Below are 18,207 nucleotides of genomic sequence, written 5' to 3'. Positions count from 1 at the left end.
GGGGGCTGGCCCCATTTGCCTGCCCCATGCGTCTGCCCTACGGCCTGACGCCAAAACAGAAACGGGGCGGGTACGACAGGTTTTTGCCTGTCGGTCCCGCCCCGTTTCCGTTCGTTCTGCCGGCGCGGTTCAGCTCGCCGCTTCTTCCGTGGCCTCGACCGCTTCGAGCAACCGTTTCTCAAGCGCTTTCAGCCTGCTCTCGCTGGCGATCTTGTCGCCCAGGAGATCGGTTACGTAAAACGTGTCGGCCGCGCGTTCGCCGTAATGCGTGATGTGGGCCGAATTCACGATCGTCTTGGCCTCGAACAGCGCGCGTGACAGGCGGTTCAGCAGAGCCGGCCGGTCGCGGGCGTTGACCTCCACCACGGTGAACTTGTTCGACGCCTCGTTGTCGAAGTTGACGCGCGGGCGGACGTCGAAGGCATGGGCGCGGGTGCGTGCAGTGGGGCGGGCGGCCAGTTGCGGCACCAGCTTCACCTTGTTCGCCAGCGCGTCCTCGATCCCCTTGACCAGCCGCTGCATCTGGCTGTCTTCGGCAAAGGGCCGGCCCAGCGGGTCCTGCACGAGGAAGTTGTCGACCGCGAGGCCGTTTCGCGTCGTGTGGATGCGCGCGTCGATGATGTTGCCGCCGGCAAGATGGATCGCGCCGCAGATGCGGGAGAACAGGCCCGGATGGTCGGCGGCCATCGCCGTCACCAGCGTCGCGCCGCGTTCGGCGTAATACTGCGTGTCGATGGAAAGGGGCTGCTTGCCCATCACCTCCATCTGGCGAAGGTTCGATGCGATCACGTCCTCCGCCTCCGCGATCCAGTAGGACGGCTGCATCGCCTTGCCGAACTTGTCGACCAGCGCGCCGCCATCGTCGAGCAGGGCGTTCACGCGCTCCTTCTTGATCTCGATCCGCTTGTCCCGGCCGTGGACCTTGTGGCCAAGGCGGATGCGTTCTTCCGCCGCGTAATAGAGATCGGACAGCAACTGCGCTTTCCAGCTGTTCCAGGTGCCGGGGCCGACCGCGCCGATGTCGACCACGGTCAGGATGAGAAGCTGGCGCAGACGCTCCATCGACTGGACGACCTCGACGAAATCGATGATCGTCTTGTGGTCGGCAAGGTCGCGCTTGAACGCCGTCGCGCTCATCAGCAGGTGGTGGCGGACCAACCACGCGACCAGTTCGGTCTCCGTCTCGTCCAGGCCAAGGCGTGGGCAGACCTTTTCAGCGAGGTCCGCGCCGAGCACCGAGTGGTCGCCACCGCGGCCCTTGGCGATATCGTGCATCAGCGTCGCGACATAGAGCGCGCGGCGGTACTTCAGCTTGGGCAAGAGTTCGGTCGAAAGCGGGTGGGTGTCGTTCATCTCCCCGCTCTCGATCCGGGCGAGCGTGCCGATGGCACGGATCGTGTGCTCGTCCACCGTGTAGTGGTGGTACATGTCGAACTGCATCTGCGCGACGACACGGCCGAATTCCGGCATGATGCGACCGAAAACGCCCGCCTCGTTCATCCAGCGCAGCGCCAGTTCGGGGTTGTCCTCGCTTGCCAGCAAGTCGAGGAACAATGCGTTCGCCTTGGGATCGTTGCGGACCGACCGGTCGATCAGCACGGCATCGCGGTCGGCGGCGCGCATTGCGGCGGGGTGGACCTCGACTCCTTCGGTGTTGGCCAGCGTAAAGATCTCCACCAGCCGTTTCGGGTCTTTCTGGAAGAAAGTGTCGCTGGGAATGTTGATCTTCCCGCCCGCGATCTCAAAACCCCTGATCGTGCGCTTCCGGTCGCGCAGGCGTGACAGCAGGTTCCGGTTGGCGCGCTTGGCGAATTGTTCGTCCAACTCGGCAAGGAAGACGCCAGTCAGCGATCCGACGCGCTTCGCCTGGAGGAAATAGAACCGCATAAAGCGTTCGACCGCGCTCTTGCCCGGACGGTCTACGAAGTTCATCCGTTCCGACACTTCGCGCTGCAGGTCGAATGTCAGGCGGTCTTCCTCGCGCCCTGTGATCATGTGCATGTGGCAGCGCACGGCGAGGAAGAAGTTTTCCGCCCGGCGGAAGGCGCGGTATTCGGATTGCGACAGCAGCCCTGCGCCCACCAGTTCCGACGCGCTTTGCACGCGGTGGATGTACTTGCCGATCCAGTAGAGCGTGTGGAGGTCGCGAAGGCCGCCCTTGCCCTCTTTCACGTTGGGTTCGACGACATAGCGCGAATCGCCCATGCGCTTGTGGCGCGCGTCGCGTTCTTCCAGCTTGTCGGCCACGAACTGGCGCTCGGTCCCCTTGACCACTTCCTTCCAGAACCGTTCGCGCGCCTCGTCGTAAAGGTCCTGGTCGCCCCAAAGGAAGCGCGCCTCCAGAAGGGCAGTGCGGATCGTCAGATCCTGTTTTGCCATGCGGACCATGTCGTCCAGCGTGCGGCTGGAATGGCCGACTTTCAGGCCAAGGTCCCACAGGTAGTAGAGCATGGCCTCTGCCACCTGTTCGCACCACGCCGTGTTCTTCATCGGCGTGACGAATCCGATGTCGACGTCGGACTGCGGCGCCATCTCGCCGCGCCCGTAGCCGCCCACGGCAAGGATCGCCAACCGCTCCCCGCGTGAACGGTTGGCGAGCGGATAGACGTGGGTAATCACGTGGTCGTGGATGATGCGGACCAGCTGGTCGATCAGGAACGATTGCGCCGCGGCTGCCTTGTGCCCGGCGGCAGGTTCTTCCACCAGCCGGTCCGCGATTTCCGCGCGGCCCTTGTCGAGCGCGCCGCGCAGGAGTTTCACGATCGGCTTGCGGTCGAAGCTGTCCATGCCTTCGACCAGCGCGTCGAGTTTTGCGACGACGCGGCGGCGGTCGATGATGGCACGCTGGTTCGCAATACGGGGTGCGGGCAAGTCCGGTCCTTCCTTCGCGCGCGGTATGCACACGCGCATCAATCAAACTCTTATATGGGCGGCGCGACCAAACAAGTGAACAGCGCCCCAGAACAGAGCGGGGGAACCGGCAGTTGGCATAACGCGGCGACCTTTATCCAGCCCCCTACCATCGCATCGCCGCCTGTGCCAAAAGCGCGCCCGACATGCCGGGGTTCCCCCGGCCCAGACGGAAAGTTTTGTCGATTGCTTGAGATGCTTGCTGCCGCCGCCGAGACGGCGAACGCCCCGATCCACTGGGCGGACCTTGGCCTGAGACCGGGAATCGACCTCGGCTTCTTCACGCTGCGGTTCTACTCGCTGGCCTATCTGGCGGGCATCGTGCTGGGGTATTTCCACCTCATCAAGATGCTGAAGCAGCCCGGCGCCCCGATGGCACAGCGTCATGCAGAGGACCTGTTCTTCTGGTGCACGCTGGGCATCATCCTTGGCGGGCGCATCGGTTATGCGACCTTCTACGAACCCTCGCTCTGGGCGAATCCGGACCAGCTGGTGCAGTTGTGGAACGGGGGGATGAGTTTTCACGGCGGCGTGATGGGCGTGTTGCTGGCGATCGCGTGGGTGGCGTGGCGCAACAACCTCAACTTCATCCGCATGTGCGATTACATCTCGGTCAACGTCGCTTTCGGGATGTTCCTCGGTCGCATCGCGAACTTCATCAACGGAGAGCTGTGGGGCCGCCCCACCGACGTCGCATGGGGCATGGTCTTCCCGCGCGCAGGACCGCTGCCGCGTCATCCCAGCCAGCTTTACGAAGCAGGGCTGGAAGGCCTTGCGATGATTGTCATCATGCTCTCGCTCTTCTGGTTGACGCGGGCGCGCTATCGCCCCGGTTTTCTTGTCGGCGTGTTCACCGCAGGTATCGCCCTGGCCCGCTTCACGGTCGAGTTCTTCCGCGAACCGGACGAGCAGCTGGCCGAATTCGCGGCCAGCACCGGCCTGTCGATGGGTCAGTGGCTGACCCTGCCGATGATCGCGGTGGGTGTCGGCATCGTGATCTGGTCGCTGACGCGGCCCGCCATCGGGCAGCAGGCGAAAGCTCCGGTCGCCGATCCGGCCTGAGCGGGCGTTCATGGCGCGGCGCGACCTTTCGGACCATTTCGCCGACCTGATTCGCAATTTCGGGCCGATATCGCTCGCGCAGTACATGGCAGAGGCGAACGCGCACTATTACAGCCCGCGTGATCCGCTGGGCGCGGCGGGCGATTTCATCACCGCGCCCGAGATCAGCCAGATGTTCGGCGAGATGATCGGCGGCTGGCTTGCCGACACGCGCGCAAGGGCGGTGGCTGCGGGCCTGCCCGATGCTTCGGCTGCGGCTTATGTCGAGCTTGGGCCCGGGCGCGGGACGCTGGCGCGCGATGCGCTACGCGTGCTGGGCATGACGGGCGGCGTGCCGCGCGCGCACCTTGTCGAAGGATCGCCCGCCTTGCGCGGGGCGCAGGGCGACTTGCTGGCGGGCGCGCAGTTCCACGACGATGTCTCGACCCTGCCTGACGACCGTCCGCTGCTGGTCGTCGCCAACGAATTCTTCGACGCGCTGCCAATCCGGCAACTGGTTCGAACGGAAAGCGGCTGGCGCGAAATGACCGTGGCGCTCGCCGGTGACCGATTCGTTCCGGCACCGGGCGACAAGCCGATGGATGCGGCTGTTCCGGCGCATTTGCGGGACAAGGCGGAAGGCACGGTCGTCGAAACCTGCCCTGCCGCATCCGCGATTATGCGCGAGTTGTCCGAACGCGTCGCGCGGCAAGGCGGGGCGATTCTCGCGATTGATTACGGCCACCTTGCGCCGCGCACCGGATCGACCTTCCAAGCCGTCGCCCGCCACGAACGCGCCGATCCGTTCGAAGCACCCGGTACGGCGGACCTTACTGCCCACGTCGATTTTACCGCTTTGGCAGAGGCTGCGCGAGACGGAGGACTGGCCGTCACCGGCATGAGCCCGCAGGGTGCGTTCCTGATGGCGCTGGGCATCGGGCAGCGTGCAGGCGCGCTGGCACGGGCGAATCCGGCGAATGCGGGTGACGTTCTGGAGGCGCTGAAACGCCTCGTCGACCCCGATCAGATGGGCGATCTGTTCAAGGTTATCGCCCTTCGCAGTTCGGCATGGCCCGAAGGTGCAGGCTTCGCAGTTGCGGAAACAGCGTAAAATGCCTGTTGGAAATTTCGCGCACCGTGTCTATGAGGCGCGCCAAGACGGGTCCTGTGCGGGGCGAATTGCCTCGTGCTGTCACGATTCCGTTCGGGTCCGGAGGCGGGCAGCTTTCCGGAAAGTCTGAAAACCTTCCTGCCCGGTAATCAGCCGGGCGGCCAGATCAGGGATGGCCACGCATGGCAGAGGCTACGATCGACAACACCGCGGTTGCGGATGGCGATGAAGGTGGCGTTCGTCGCCGCGACTTCATCGAAATCGCTGCGGTAAGCTTCGGCGGCGTGGGTGCGCTTGCGACCCTCTACCCGCTGATCAGCCAGATGGCGCCGTCCAAGGACGTGCTCGCCGAAAGCTCGACCGAAGTCGATATCTCCGCGATCCAGCCGGGCCAGGCCGTGAAGGCCGTCTTCCGCAAGCAGCCGCTTTTCGTGCGCCGCCTGACGGAAAAGGAAATCGCCGAAGCCAACGCCGTCGACGTATCGACGCTGCGCGATCCGGCGACGCTCACTGAAATGACCAAGGAAGGGCATGAAGACATGCTCATCACCATGGGCGTGTGCACCCACCTCGGCTGCGTCCCGCTGGGCGCGGGCGAAGGCGAGGTGAAGGGCGAATTCGGCGGCTATTTCTGCCCGTGCCACGGCTCGCACTACGATACCGCCGCACGCATCCGGAAGGGGCCCGCTCCGTTGAACCTGCAGGTTCCGGAATACGAGTACACCTCCGAAACCACCGTAAAAGTCGGCTGAGGATAAGAGACGATGAGCTTCCCCTGGGCGAACCACTACCAGCCGACCAACCCGTTCATGCGGTGGATGGACGAGAAGCTGCCGCTTCCCCGTTTCGTCTACAACGCGATCGGCGCCGGTTATCCGGTCCCGCGTAACCTGAACTACTGGTGGAACTTCGGCGTTCTTGCCGGCTTCTGCCTGATGATCCAGATCGTCACCGGCATTATCCTCGCGATGCACTACGCGCCCAACGCGCTGGTCGCATTCGATTCGACCGAGCACATCATGCGCGACGTCAACTGGGGCTGGATGCTGCGTTACGCCCACGCGAACGGCGCGTCCGCGTTCTTCGTCGTGGTCTACACCCACATCTTCCGCGGCTTCCTGTTCTCGTCTTACAAGGCGCCGCGCGAAATGATCTGGCTGCTGGGCGTCGTGATCTTCCTTCTCATGATGGCAACCGCCTTCATGGGCTACGTCCTGCCGTGGGGCCAGATGTCCTTCTGGGGCGCCAAGGTCATCACCGGCCTGTTCGGCGCGATCCCGCTGGTCGGCGAACCGCTTCAGATCTGGCTTCTCGGCGGTTTTGCCCCCGATAACGCCGCCCTGAACCGCTTCTTCTCGCTGCACTTCCTGCTGCCCTTCGTGATCCTGGGCGTGGTCATCCTCCACATCTGGGCGCTGCACATCCCGGGTTCGTCGAACCCGACGGGCGTCGAAGTGAAGCAGGAATCGGACACGGTTCCGTTCCACCCCTACTACACCGCGAAGGACGGCTTCGGGCTTGCCGCGTTCCTCGTGATCTACACCGCGTTCGTGTTCTTCATGCCGAACGCTCTGGGTCACCCGGACAACTACATCCCGGCAAACCCGCTCTCGACGCCGGCGCACATCGTTCCGGAATGGTATTTCTGGCCGTTCTACGCGATCCTGCGTGCCTTCACGTTCGACTTCTTCTTCGTGCCCGCCAAGCTGCTCGGCGTGCTCGCGATGTTCGCAGCCATCCTGGTCTGGTTCTTCCTGCCCTGGCTCGACACGTCGCCGGTTCGCTCGGCCCGCTACCGCCCGATGCTGCGCAAGTTCATCTGGTTCGGTTTCGTGCCCTGCATGGCCGCGCTGTTCTACCTGGGCGGCGCACCGGCTGAAGAACCCTACGTCATGTTCAGCCAGCTGGCCGCCGCGTACTACTTCGCGCACTTCCTGATCATCCTGCCCATTGTGTCGATGATCGAGAAGACCAAGCCTCTGCCGAACTCCATCACTGAAGCTGTGCTCGCCAAGAACGGCGCAGCGGCAGCCGAATAACCGGCCGGAATAGGGAAACAGACAAATGGTCCGTCTAATCGGCATCCTCGTCGGCATCTTCTTCAGCGGCTGGCTTCTCGTGACCCTCGCGGTCGGCTTCTTCACCTGGGCCAGCGAGCCCAAGGTCGAAACGGCCGAGCACGTGTTCCACGAACACCCCAAGGCGCTGCACCTTGCCAGCGACGGCCCCTTCGGCCACTTCGACCTTCAGCAGGTCCAGCGTGGCTACAAGGTCTACAAGGAAGTCTGCTCGGCCTGTCACTCGCTGCGCCACGTCGCTTTCCGCGACCTGGAACAGCTGGGCTACACCGAAGCGCAGGTTAAGGCCGAAGCCGCGACCTGGATGGTTCCGGGCATCGATCCGGTTACGGGCGAAGACACCATGCGTGCCGCCCTGCCTACCGACTACTTCCCCAAGCCCTATCCGAACGATGTCGCCGCTCGCGCTGCCAACAACAACGCGATTCCGCCTGATCTTTCGCTGATGGCCAAGGCCCGACACAACGGCGACGCCTATGTCTATTCGCTGCTGACCGGTTATCAGGATCAGCCTGCGGAACTGCTGGCCGAATTCCCCGAGGCGAAGACCCCAGACGGGCTGCACTACAACCCGTACTTCCCGAACCTGAACCTCGCCATGGCGCAGCCTCTGGTGGACGGCCAAGTGGACTTCGACGATGGTTCGCCCAACGATCTCGATTCGATGTCGCAGGACGTTGCCGCGTTCCTCGTGTGGACGGCAGAGCCCACGCTCGCCAAGCGCCACGCAACGGGCTGGCCGGTGGTGCTCTTCCTGCTGATCGCGACGGTCCTGGCATACCTTGCCTACCGCAACGTCTGGCGGAACGAGAAGCACTGAGGTTTTCGATAACCGAATACGAAAAGGGCCGCCGGATCGAACCGGCGGCCCTTTTTCTTTGCGCGTTTGCCCGTTTAACCCTTGGCCGCGTAAGTCAGCGGGTGCGGATACCGAAGATCTCTTCCGCGATCAGCCCGTCGTTGCCGTAGATGTTCTGACTTTTATTTACCGAGTGGCAGAGCACCTCAGCCCCGGCGATTCCGGCATTCTCCAGGTGTCCGCCCATCGCGAAATAGGGTTCGGCGTTGAGATGGGCGATAAGGTCGTCGATCGTCTCCCACTGCTCGAACACGAAAATCGTGTCGGTCTTACCGGGATAGACCGCCCATTCGTAGGCGATGCACCCTTTCTCGGCGAGCGCTGCATCAATATGCCCTTGCGCGCTCAACAACGTGGGAGCGGCCTCGCCCTCCATCCGGATCCAACCTGCGACAATTACCTGCATCTCTCCACTCCCGTTCGATTTCTTGAGCGGCATGGCTAACCCCGTGCAGGTGGCGATGAAAACTGGCGGAAAGGGAAGGGTGCCATGCAAGAAGGCGTTGACGAGACGGCCCGAGCGGTGGCAAGCGCAAATCCGCACCTGGTGAGCGGGTATAGCATAGTGGTAATGCTCTAGCCTTCCAAGCTAGCTAGAGGGGTTCGATTCCCCTTACCCGCTCCAAACTCTCCCCGCGATACACCCGGACAAGTCAGCCCGCCGAGTCGGCCTGCAAAAGCCCTGCGCCGCGCAGGAAGAACGTGATGCGATAGTCAATGTCGGCATCGTCGACGACGCCCTTCAGGCCGTGGCTGATCGCCTGGGTTTGCATGTCCACCACCATCAGGCCCAGCAACATGTCGGCCAGTTCCGAAGGTGAGCCGACGAACTTCAACCCTTCCGCGCGCCACTTGTGCAAGGCGGCTTCTACCGCGTCGCGGCTGCGCATTGCGGTCGTGGTGAAGAAGCGTTCGGCAAAGCTCTTGTCGCGGATGGAATGGGCGATGACGACGCGCACAAGCGCCACGGCCTCGGCTTCGAGATGGGTGTGATAAAGCTCGCGCGCGATACGCGACAAGGCCTTCACCGGATCGGGTTCGGTGTCGACAACCTGACGAATCATCTCGGCGCCCGACACCACCTTGGCGAACACGACCGCATCGAGGAGGCCGTCCTTGTTGCCGAAAAGCTTGTAGATCGTCGACAGCGAGCCGCCTGCGGCCTTGACCACATCGCCCAGCGTCGTCTGCTCGTATCCCTTTGAAATGAAGAGCTCGCGGGCAGCTTCAAGGATAGCCTGGCGGCGCCGGTCGAGCCTGCAGCATTCGGAAATCTTGTTCATCGATAGGAAATCTTCTTCGAAAGCGTCTTGCCGATGCAACGTGTAATGACTATTACACCTTCGCACTTGCACAATGGAATTGAAAGCCCCTTCTTGATGAGAGCCTTGCTGGCCGGGTCCATCGCCCTGCTTCTCGCAGCCTGTTCCCCCGCTGACGAGGCTGCGGCTCCCGCTGCAGTCCCTGTTCGCACGATTACGGTCGCGGAATCCACCCTGCCCAACGTGATCGAACTGCCCGGACGGGTCGAGCCGGTGCGGACGGCCGAAGTGCGCGCACGCGTGACCGGTATCGTTCAGCAGCGGCTTTACGAGGAAGGCACCTACGTCAGCGCCGGACAGCCGCTTTTCCGCATCGATCCGCGCGAATTGCGCGCCAGCTATGCGCAGACGCAGGCCAGCCTCGAACGCGCCCGTTCAACCGCCGCCAACGCCCGCGCGGTTGTCGACCGCTATCGTCCGCTGGTTGAGGAGAACGCAATCAGCGCGCAGGAATACGACGCCGCCGTTGCCGCCGCGCGACAGGCCGATGCCAGTGTCGCCGAGATCCGCGCCCAGCTCGATGCAGCCGGGCTTCAACTAGGCTATACGACCGTTCGCGCGCCGATCTCCGGTCGGGCAGGGCGTGCACAGGTCACTGAAGGTGCGTTGGTCAGCCAGAGCGAAGGCACGCTGCTGACGAAGATCGAGCAGACGTCGTCGGTCTATGTCACGTTCAACCAGTCGGCGAGCGAACTTCTGGCCGTTCGCGACAGGATCAATTCAGGCGAAATCGACTACGCCGGTCGCGAGACCGCTGAAGTGCGTCTTACTTTCGCTGACGGGACGGACTACGACGTACCTGGCCGTCTCGACTTCCTTGCTTTTTCGGTCGACGAAGAAACGGGCACAGTCGAAGTCCGCGCCGAATTCCCGAACAGCAATGGCGTGTTGCTTCCCGGTGAATTCGTGCGCGCAAAAATTTCCGTGGGGACGATCAGCAACGGCATCGCCGTTCCCCAGCGCGCGGTGACGGTGAACCAGAACGGCGGCTCGGTCTACGTGGTCGATGTGGACGGGCTTGCCCAGATGCGCCCGGTGAAGCTGGGCGCGATGCTGGGCGAACAGTGGATCGTGAAGAGCGGGCTGAAGGTTGGCGACAAGGTCATCGTGTCGAACCTGCAGAAGATCCGCCCCGGCGCGCCGGTCAAGCCGGTTGAGACGCCGGTCGGCAACAAGGCGCCCGCAACCGCCGCGACGAAGCCCGAAAAGGCCGCTGCACAGGCAGGGGCCGAATAAGCCATGGCCCGTTTCTTTATCGACCGGCCCATCTTCGCATGGGTCGTCTCGCTCGGTATCCTGCTCGCCGGCGTTCTTGCGCTGCGAACGCTGCCGGTCGAACAGTATCCGCAAGTCGCCCCGCCGTCGCTGACGATCTCGGTCGTCTATCCCGGTGCCGATGCCCAAACTCTGGAAAGCAACGTCACCCAGGTGATCGAGCAGCAGCTGAACGGGGTGGAGGGTTTCCTCTACATGGCCTCGTCCAGCCTTTCGAACGGCACGGCAAGCATTACGCTGACCTTCGAATCGGGCACCGACATCGATATCGCCCAGACCGAGGTGCAGAACCGCCTCTCCACAGTAGAGGCGCGCCTGCCCGAATCCGTGCGGCAACAGGGCATCAGTGTCCGCCAGGCCAATTCCAGCTTTCTGATGATCGTCGCGCTGTCCTCGGACGATCCGAACATGACGACGACCGATCTCGGCAACATCGCCGCCGAGCGTGTGGTCGATGAACTGCGCCGCGTGAACGGCGTTGGCGACGTCCTGCTGTTCGGTTCGCAATATGCCATGCGTATCTGGCTCGATCCGCAGGCGCTGGCGTCCTACGACCTGTCGCCGGCACAGGTCCTTGCCGCGGTGCAGGAACAGAACTCCCAGAATGCCAGCGGCGCGATCGGCGAATTGCCGACCGTGGAAGGCCAGCAGATCACCGCGACCATTTCCTCGCAAGGCCGCTTCACCACGGTCGAGGAGTTTGAAAACATCATCCTTCGCGCAAATACGGGCGGTGCGGTCGTACGCCTTGCCGATGTCGCGCGCGTCGAACTGGGCGCGCAGGACTATTCGGTCACGACCGAATGGAACGGCAAGCCGATGGCCGGCATGGCGATCCAGCTTGCGACAGGGGCCAATGCTCTGGACGCTGCGGAAGGCGTTAAGACGCGCCTTGCCGAACTGGAAAGCTCGCTTCCCGCAGGTGTGAACTGGGCTGTCCCCTATGACACCACGCCCTTCGTGCAGGCCTCGATCGAGGAAGTCATCAAGACGCTGGTCGAGGCGATGATCCTCGTCTTCCTCGTCATGTACCTCTTCCTGCAGTCATGGCGCGCAACGATCATTCCCGCGCTCGTCGTGCCTATCGCGCTGGCGGGCGCCTGCCTTGGCCTCTGGCTCTTCGGGTTTTCGATCAACGTGCTGTCTCTGTTCGGCATGGTGCTGGCGATCGGCATTCTTGTCGACGACGCGATCGTCGTGATCGAGAACGTCGAACGCATCATGCGCGAAGAAGGCCTTGGCCCGCTGGAGGCGACGCGCAAGGCGATGGATCAGATCACCGGCGCAATCATCGGCATCACGCTGGTGCTCGTCGCGGTGTTCCTGCCGATGGCGTTCTTCCCGGGGTCGACCGGCGGCATCTACCGTCAGTTCTCGGTCACGCTGGCGATCTCGATCTTCTTCTCCGCCGTGCTCGCGCTGTCGCTGACGCCCGCATTGTGCGCGACGTTCCTGAAGGCGGAGGAGCACGAAGGCGAACACCTGTCCGACACTCCTCCCGAGGGCGAGGGATGGCGCGGAAGGCTGGCTGTCCTGCAATGGCGCGCCAAGCGCCTGTTCGGCCGGTTCAACCAGTGGTTCGACAAGATGACCGGAAAATACGGACGCGCGAACGACAGGATCCTCGCCGCGCCGATGCGGGCCTTTGCGGTCTTCATCGCACTGGGCGCGGTGACCCTGCTGCTGTTCATGCGCCTGCCGACCGCGTTCCTGCCGAACGAGGACCAGGGCTACCTGATTTCGATGGTGCAGTCGGCACCCGGTTCGACGCGTGACCGCGTGAACGAATCGGTTGAACCGATGAAGGAATTCTGGACTTCGCAGGAAGAAGTCGAAGACATCGTCGTCGTGCGCGGCCGTAGCTTCTTCGGCCAGGGCCAGAGCAACGCGATGATGTTCACCTCCTTCAAGGACTGGAGCGAGCGCACGTCCAGCGAAAGCAGCGCGGAATCGCTTCTCGCCAAGGCGAGCGGTGTGTTCTCCCAGCTTGAAAACGGCATCGCCTTCGTCATCCAGCCGCCGCCGATCCAGTCGCTGGGTCAGGCCAGCGGTTTCACGATGAAGATCGAAGACCGTGCGGGCCTAGGCCGCGAGGCGCTGCTCGATGCGCGCAACCAGTTGATGGGCATGGCATCGCAAAGCCCGCTGATCGTGAACCTGCGACCGGAAGAACAGGGCGACAGCCCGACGATCGATATCGACATCGACCGGCTTCAGGCACGTGCCGTCGGCCTTTCGATGACCGACATCAACAACGCGCTCTCGATCAACTTCGGGTCGGCCTATGCCAACGACTTCAACTACAACGGCCGCGTGTTGCGCGTGCTCGTACAGGCCGATGCGCCGCACCGCATGACGCCCGAAGACGTGCTGGCGCTGCGTATCCCTAACGCATCGGGCGAACCGGTGCCCTTCGGCGCCTTTGCCACGGTCGAATGGTCCGCAGCGCCCGTCAGTCTGGCACGTTACAACGGCTATCCGGCGATGACCCTGTCGGGCATGGCCGCACCGGGCGAAAGTTCGGGCGCCGCGCTGGACGAGATGGAGCAGCTTGCGTCGCAGCTGCCGCAAGGCATCGCGTTCGAATGGACCGGCGTGTCCTATGAAGAGAAGCAGGCCGGCGGCCAGATCGGCCTGCTGCTCGGCCTGTCGGTCGTGGTGGTCTTCCTGCTGCTGGCCGCGCTTTACGAAAGCTGGTCGGTGCCGCTTGCGGTTCTTCTGATCGTGCCGATGGGCGTACTTGGCGGAGTGTTGTTTTCCATGCTGCGCGGCCTTTCGGCGGACGTTTATTTCAATGTCGGCCTGATCACGATCATCGGTCTGGCGGCGAAAAATGCGATCCTGATCGTGGAATTCGCGATCGAGGAAGAGGCTGCGGGCAAGCGGCGCATCGATGCCGTGAAGTCGGCCGCGCGCCTGCGCCTGCGCCCGATCATCATGACCTCGCTCGCCTTTACGATGGGCATGGTCCCGCTGGTCTTCGCCAGCGGCGCGGGTGCTGCCAGCCGCATCGCGGTGGGCACCGGCGTGATGGGCGGCATGATCGCGGCGACAGCCATCGGCATCTTCATCATCCCGGTTCTTTACCTGCTGGTCCGCCGCAAGTTGAGCCGCGGTATGCCGCATGCCGCAGGGCACATCGAACCCCACGATGCAGCCGGAAAGGAACCGGCATGATGATCCGCCTGCAATTCGGCTTGCTTCTGGCCGCTGCCACCCTTGCCCTTTCGGGCTGCGCGAACTTCGCGCCCGATCACGTGCGTCCCGAACTGTCCAGCGCGCCTGCCTACGATGCGGAAATGGCGCCCGACGGCACGGTTACGGCATCGCAGCTTTCGTATAGGGACTGGTTCACCGACCCGCGCCTCGATGCGCTGATCGCCAGTGCGCTGGCCAACAACCGCGATCTCGTCGCCGCCACGGCACGGATCGAACAGGCCCGCGCGCAGTACCGTATCCAGCGCAGCGACCGGCTGCCGACCGTGGCCGCCGATGGCAGCGCGACGCGCACGCGCACCGGCGTGTCGAACATCAGCGGAATGCAGACCGATCCGTTCACGCTTGATCGCTATGACGTCGGCGTTGGCGTGACAGGGTTCGAACTCGACTTCTGGGGCCGCGTTGCGAACCTGTCGGAAGCGGCACGGGCGCAATACCTCGCGACCGTCGCGGCGCAGCGTTCGTTCTACCTCTCGCTCGTGCGCGATACGGCGACGACTTATTTCGAGATTCTCGAGACCGAGGAACAGATTGCCCTTGCCGAAGCGACTGCGCAGAGCCGCCGCGAAGGCCTTCGCATCGCGCAGCGCCGTCTGGATGCGGGCGTCACGTCCGCGCTGCCCTTCCGGCAGGCAGAAACCCTGCTGACGCAGGCCGAACAGCAACTGGCGAGCGAGAAGCTGGCAGGGGCACAGCTGCGTAACCAGCTTGCCGTGCTGGTCGGCGGGACCATTCCCGTCGATCTGCCTGCGGGCCAGCCGCTGACCCAACAGTTCGATGCGCGCCGCCTCGATGCGGGCCTGCCATCCGACCTGCTGCTGGCTCGTCCCGACATCGTCGCGGCGGAAGAACAGCTTCGTGCCGCGCGGGCCAATATCGGCGCGGCGCGGGCGGCGTTCTTTCCGACAATCTCGCTGACCGGCAGCGCGGGCTTCACTTCGAACGACCTCAGCGACCTATTTTCGTCCGACAGCCTTGGCTGGAGCTTCGGCCCCAGCATTTCGCTGCCGATCTTCGACTTCGGCGCGCGCGAGGCGAACCTCGATCTGGCCAAGGCGATGGAGGTCGAGGAAGTGGCGAACTACGACCTCGCCGTGCAGACCGCCTTCCGCGAAGTCGCCGACGCGCTGGCCGCGCGGCGTTACCTAGCTGAACAGGTCGCGACGCTGGACCGCGCCGTGACCGCGCAGGAAAAGATCGCCCGCATCGCCCGCCTGCGGTACCGCGAGGGCGTGGCCGACTATCTCGAAGTGCTGGACGCCGAGCGCAACCTGTTCGAGGCGCGCCAACTGCTGATCGCGACGCGCCGGGCCGAATTGCAGAACCGAGCGTCGCTGTTCGTGGCGCTGGGCGGGGGCTTCGGCCCCTTGTAGGTTGCCGAATGACCGGAAAGCGCGCTTCCGCATTCTGATCGCGCATCTGCCGGTAAGTTTGCCCCGCACACATCGGATTTCACGCCAGCTTGTTGCGGGTCATCCGTTTCTTCGCGACATCGTGCGGCTCGGCGGGGTGAGTGTGGAGGCGCGGATCGCCGCCGGTATGCTCGAACTTGCGCTTGTCGTTCCGGCGATGGAGCGCTGGCTGGCCGCCATCGACACTTTGGCGGCCTCCACCGATCACTGGCCGCTCGGCCACTGGCTGCGCGGGGCCAATGGCAGGATTATTTTCGGATTGCCGGCAACGATATGCATTCGGCCACCGCGCCCATTGCGGGCCGCGCCTGTGAGTTCAAAGACTGGGTGCCGATGCAAACGAACCTGTGGCTGAAACCGCGCGGCTGTTGCGGAATGGAAAGATAACCGCAATCAAGGGCTTGGAGGTTTCTTACCTCTCTTGTGACGCGCGGAACGCGGAGGCCGTTCACGAACTGCGTCGTCGCAAGGCGCGCGATGCCATGCCGTTTGCGCTCATGGCCAGGACGGTCTCTGGCATCGCGCGTTATTGCCACGTGGACGCGGCGGCGGACGACCTTTTGCAGTCGCCCGCCGCCCCCATGTTTCCCCATACTGCGCTGCGTCACAATGCGTGTGGCGGGAGACTGCGGCCGATCTTGCCGCGCAGAAATAGCCGGGCGTCATCCTTTCAGGTGGGGTGCTTCAGACCCGTGTTCTGAGGCACAACCTGTCGAGGCAACGGCGCGCCGCAGGTCTGGAGCCGGTGAATCACAGACTGGTTCCGGCGGTCACGGCGGCGCAGGTTCTCGGACGGGACAAGACGCGATGATGCGTAACGAACACGAACTGCGGAAATCGGTCGTCGCCGAAATGCACTTGCGGCGCTGGCCGCAGTTGCAGCCGGGGATGACGGTGATCCAGGTCCTGCGGCAAGTCGCGGACGAGGAGCGCGAGATAGAGCAGGAATCGCTCGCCCGCCTGCCCGAAGGCGGCGCGGTAGAACCCTCGCCCAACCCGCGCCACGTTCAGGGGAGCTTTGGCGAAGGGATCGATTTCGGCTGGGAACGGCACAGCGAGGCGAGTGCGACCACGCTGTTCATCTCACGCGGAGCAGGCATCGCGCTCGACCCGCAAGGGGACGAGGCGGTGTCCCGCGCGCTCGACTGGGCGGACAGCCTGCCGGGCAAGATCGTGCGCGCGACCCGAATCGCGATCGTGGCCGATATGACCGAGGCCGCTGCCCTGCTTCCGCGTTTTGCGTTCGAGCCGCTCGACCTCGTCAGTTGCGACATCGCGGGCGGGGCGCGGATCTGGTCGGACTTCCGCCTGCGCGAGGATGGTTTCGGCGCGGTGCTGGTCGCCGCGAACGGGCTTCCGCCCGGCGACCTGTCGCGCACGGTCCAGCGGCTTCAGGAACTGGGCAATTACCGCAACCTCGCGCTGCTCGGCCTGCCGGTGGCGCAGGCCGGGTGGAAAGTACTCGACGGGATCGAGGCGGAACTGGCCACCCTCGGCACCCGCGTTGCGCGCAGCGACGTGTCCGACGACGAGCTGTTGAAGCAAGTGACGGACCTGTCGATGCAGCTGATGACGCAGACCGCGTCCTCCGATTTCCGGCTGAGCGCGACCGAGGCCTATGCCGTTCTTGTCGAGGAGCGGCTTGAGGACTTGTGCATCGAACCCGTGCCCGGCTTCCAGTCGCTTGCCGATTTCACCCAGCGCCGCTTTCTGCCCGCGATCCGCACTTGCGCCGCGCACCGACGGCGGGCCGAGACGCTGGCCGCGCGCACGGCGCAGTTCGTGTCGCTGTTCCGCACGCGGGTCGAAACGCGGATCGAGAACCAGAACGGGCGGCTGCTCCACTCGATGGAGAAATCGATCTCGACCCAGCTACGGATGCAGCACCTTGTCGAAGGGCTGTCGGTCGTGGCGCTCAGCTACTACGCGATCAGCCTCATCGGCTACATGCTGAAAGGCGCGGAGAAGTTCGACCACGACATCTCGTCGGGCGTGATCATCGCGGTGCTGACCCCGTTTGTCGTCGCTGCGATGTGGCTGGCGATCCGGTCGATGAAACAGCGCATCCTGCACCACGACTGAGGCGGCTTACACCGCCATGTTGTCGATCAGCCGCGTCCCGCCGATGCGCGCCGCGACGAAAAGGCGGGCGTTTTCGTTCGGTTCGTCCAGCAGCTCGATCGAGGCCGCATCGCGCAGTTCGGCATAGTCGACGCTGTCGAAGCCGCCCGCCAGCAAGGCGGCGCGTAAGTCGTCCAGCACTTGCGCGGCCGCGTCGCCGTTTTCCAGCCGTTCGATCGCATCGCGCATCGCGTTCGGCAAAGTAACCGCCGCAGCGCGCTGCTGCGCCGAGAGGTAGGCATTGCGCGAGGACATGGCGAGGCCGTCCTTTTCGCGCACGATGGGTACGCCGATGATCGCCTCTGGCATCGGGGCGTAGAGATCGAGATCGCGGGCCATGCGGCGAATGACGGCAAGCTGCTGCCAGTCCTTTTCCCCGAACAGCGCGATATCGGGCGCAACCTGGTTGAACAGCTTGCACACCACGGTCGCCACGCCGTCGAAATGGCCGGGCCGGTCCGCGCCGCAAAGACCCGCGCTTACATCCTCGACCGAAATGTTCGAGGCGAAGCCTTCGGGATACATCTCGCCCACTTCAGGCGCCCAGAGCAGGTCCACGCCTTCGGAGATCAGAAGCTCGCTGTCCCGCTCCAACTGGCGGGGATAGGCGTCCAGATCCTCGTTCGGGCCGAACTGTTTCGGATTCACGAAAATCGACACCGCGACGATGTCCGCCAGTTCGCGGGCACGGCGCACCAGCGTCAGATGGCCGTCGTGAAGCGCCCCCATGGTCGGCACCAATGCCAGCCTTGCCCCCTTGCCCGCGGCGCGGCGAAGGGCGGCGGTCGTCTCCCGTAGTGGATTGAGCGCGCGGATCGTTTGCATGAACTTCAGCCCTTCCGGTAAACTGCTGCGCAAG

Annotated in this window: 15 protein-coding genes and 1 tRNA gene; 11 read left to right on the top strand and 5 right to left on the bottom strand. The window is 64.0% G+C overall.

Going from position 1 to position 18,207, the window contains the following annotated elements; all coding sequences use genetic code 11:
* Positions 1–129 precede the first annotated feature (129 nt).
* Positions 130–2,871 (bottom strand): [protein-PII] uridylyltransferase, encoded by a 2,742-nt coding sequence (locus tag A9D15_RS15305; protein ID WP_156521816.1) that lies wholly within the window; start codon positions 2,869–2,871, stop codon positions 130–132.
* A 234-nt stretch (positions 2,872–3,105) separates the two neighbouring features.
* On the opposite strand from A9D15_RS15305, the gene lgt reads away from it, so the two are divergent.
* The 5 genes from lgt (at position 3,106) to A9D15_RS15280 (ending at position 7,960) form a co-directional block, all read left to right on the top strand.
* The gene (lgt, locus tag A9D15_RS15300; RefSeq protein ID WP_066766549.1) at positions 3,106–3,972 is read left to right on the top strand and encodes a prolipoprotein diacylglyceryl transferase; all 867 of its coding nucleotides are present in this window, start codon (positions 3,106–3,108) and stop codon (positions 3,970–3,972) included.
* A gap of 10 nt (positions 3,973–3,982) precedes the next feature.
* Complete coding sequence (locus tag A9D15_RS15295) at positions 3,983–5,062, top strand: class I SAM-dependent methyltransferase (protein ID WP_066766547.1); 1,080 nt, start codon at positions 3,983–3,985, stop codon at positions 5,060–5,062.
* 182 nt (positions 5,063–5,244) lie between these two features.
* Positions 5,245–5,814 carry a ubiquinol-cytochrome c reductase iron-sulfur subunit gene (gene petA / locus A9D15_RS15290; protein ID WP_066766542.1) on the top strand — a complete coding sequence of 190 codons (570 nt, stop codon included), beginning with the start codon at positions 5,245–5,247 and terminating at the stop codon, positions 5,812–5,814.
* A gap of 12 nt (positions 5,815–5,826) precedes the next feature.
* Positions 5,827–7,101, top strand: coding sequence for a cytochrome b (locus tag A9D15_RS15285; protein WP_066766540.1), 1,275 nt, complete (start codon positions 5,827–5,829; stop codon positions 7,099–7,101).
* A 25-nt stretch (positions 7,102–7,126) separates the two neighbouring features.
* Positions 7,127–7,960, top strand: coding sequence for a cytochrome c1 (locus A9D15_RS15280; protein WP_066766539.1), 834 nt, complete (start codon positions 7,127–7,129; stop codon positions 7,958–7,960).
* A 94-nt stretch (positions 7,961–8,054) separates the two neighbouring features.
* Here the strand turns inward: A9D15_RS15280 and A9D15_RS15275 are convergent, their stop codons facing one another.
* On the bottom strand, positions 8,055–8,495 hold the full coding sequence (locus A9D15_RS15275) for a putative quinol monooxygenase (protein WP_156521815.1): 441 nt from the start codon (positions 8,493–8,495) through the stop codon (positions 8,055–8,057).
* A gap of 55 nt (positions 8,496–8,550) precedes the next feature.
* On the opposite strand from A9D15_RS15275, the gene A9D15_RS15270 reads away from it, so the two are divergent.
* A tRNA-Gly gene (locus A9D15_RS15270) sits at positions 8,551–8,624 on the top strand.
* A gap of 28 nt (positions 8,625–8,652) precedes the next feature.
* On the opposite strand, the gene A9D15_RS15265 is transcribed toward A9D15_RS15270, so the two are convergent.
* Positions 8,653–9,282, bottom strand: coding sequence for a TetR/AcrR family transcriptional regulator (locus A9D15_RS15265; protein ID WP_156521814.1), 630 nt, complete (start codon positions 9,280–9,282; stop codon positions 8,653–8,655).
* A 96-nt stretch (positions 9,283–9,378) separates the two neighbouring features.
* Here A9D15_RS15265 and A9D15_RS15260 point away from each other — a divergent pair, with 96 nt between their 5' ends.
* The 3 genes from A9D15_RS15260 to A9D15_RS15250 are packed head-to-tail and all read left to right on the top strand — an operon-like array spanning position 9,379 to position 15,188.
* On the top strand, positions 9,379–10,557 hold the full coding sequence (locus tag A9D15_RS15260; protein WP_066766531.1) for an efflux RND transporter periplasmic adaptor subunit: 1,179 nt from the start codon (positions 9,379–9,381) through the stop codon (positions 10,555–10,557).
* Positions 10,558–10,560: 3 nt separating this feature from the next.
* Complete coding sequence (locus A9D15_RS15255; protein ID WP_066766530.1) at positions 10,561–13,773, top strand: efflux RND transporter permease subunit; 3,213 nt, start codon at positions 10,561–10,563, stop codon at positions 13,771–13,773.
* Positions 13,770–15,188, top strand: coding sequence for an efflux transporter outer membrane subunit (locus tag A9D15_RS15250; RefSeq protein WP_082924529.1), 1,419 nt, complete (start codon positions 13,770–13,772; stop codon positions 15,186–15,188). The genes A9D15_RS15255 and A9D15_RS15250 overlap by 4 nt, the downstream gene beginning before the upstream one ends.
* A 79-nt stretch (positions 15,189–15,267) precedes the next feature.
* On the opposite strand, the gene A9D15_RS16655 is transcribed toward A9D15_RS15250, so the two are convergent.
* Positions 15,268–15,450 (bottom strand): hypothetical protein, encoded by a 183-nt coding sequence (locus A9D15_RS16655; protein WP_156521813.1) that lies wholly within the window; start codon positions 15,448–15,450, stop codon positions 15,268–15,270.
* A gap of 124 nt (positions 15,451–15,574) precedes the next feature.
* On the opposite strand from A9D15_RS16655, the gene A9D15_RS17175 reads away from it, so the two are divergent.
* Positions 15,575–15,928 carry a Sua5/YciO/YrdC/YwlC family protein gene (locus A9D15_RS17175; protein WP_066766529.1) on the top strand — a complete coding sequence of 118 codons (354 nt, stop codon included), beginning with the start codon at positions 15,575–15,577 and terminating at the stop codon, positions 15,926–15,928.
* Positions 15,929–16,034: 106 nt separating this feature from the next.
* Positions 16,035–17,309, top strand: a complete 1,275-nt coding sequence (locus tag A9D15_RS15240) for a DUF3422 domain-containing protein (protein ID WP_308419913.1) — start codon at positions 16,035–16,037, stop codon at positions 17,307–17,309.
* A 6-nt stretch (positions 17,310–17,315) separates the two neighbouring features.
* Here A9D15_RS15240 and panC read toward each other — a convergent pair whose 3' ends face one another.
* Positions 17,316–18,173, bottom strand: a complete 858-nt coding sequence (gene panC, locus A9D15_RS15235; protein ID WP_066766527.1) for a pantoate--beta-alanine ligase — start codon at positions 18,171–18,173, stop codon at positions 17,316–17,318.
* Positions 18,174–18,207: the final 34 nt, after the last annotated feature.

This window comes from Croceicoccus pelagius (assembly GCF_001661915.1).
In the GTDB taxonomy this organism is placed as follows: Bacteria; Pseudomonadota; Alphaproteobacteria; order Sphingomonadales; family Sphingomonadaceae; genus Croceicoccus; species Croceicoccus pelagius.
This window is presented reverse-complemented; position numbering and strand designations above follow the sequence as displayed.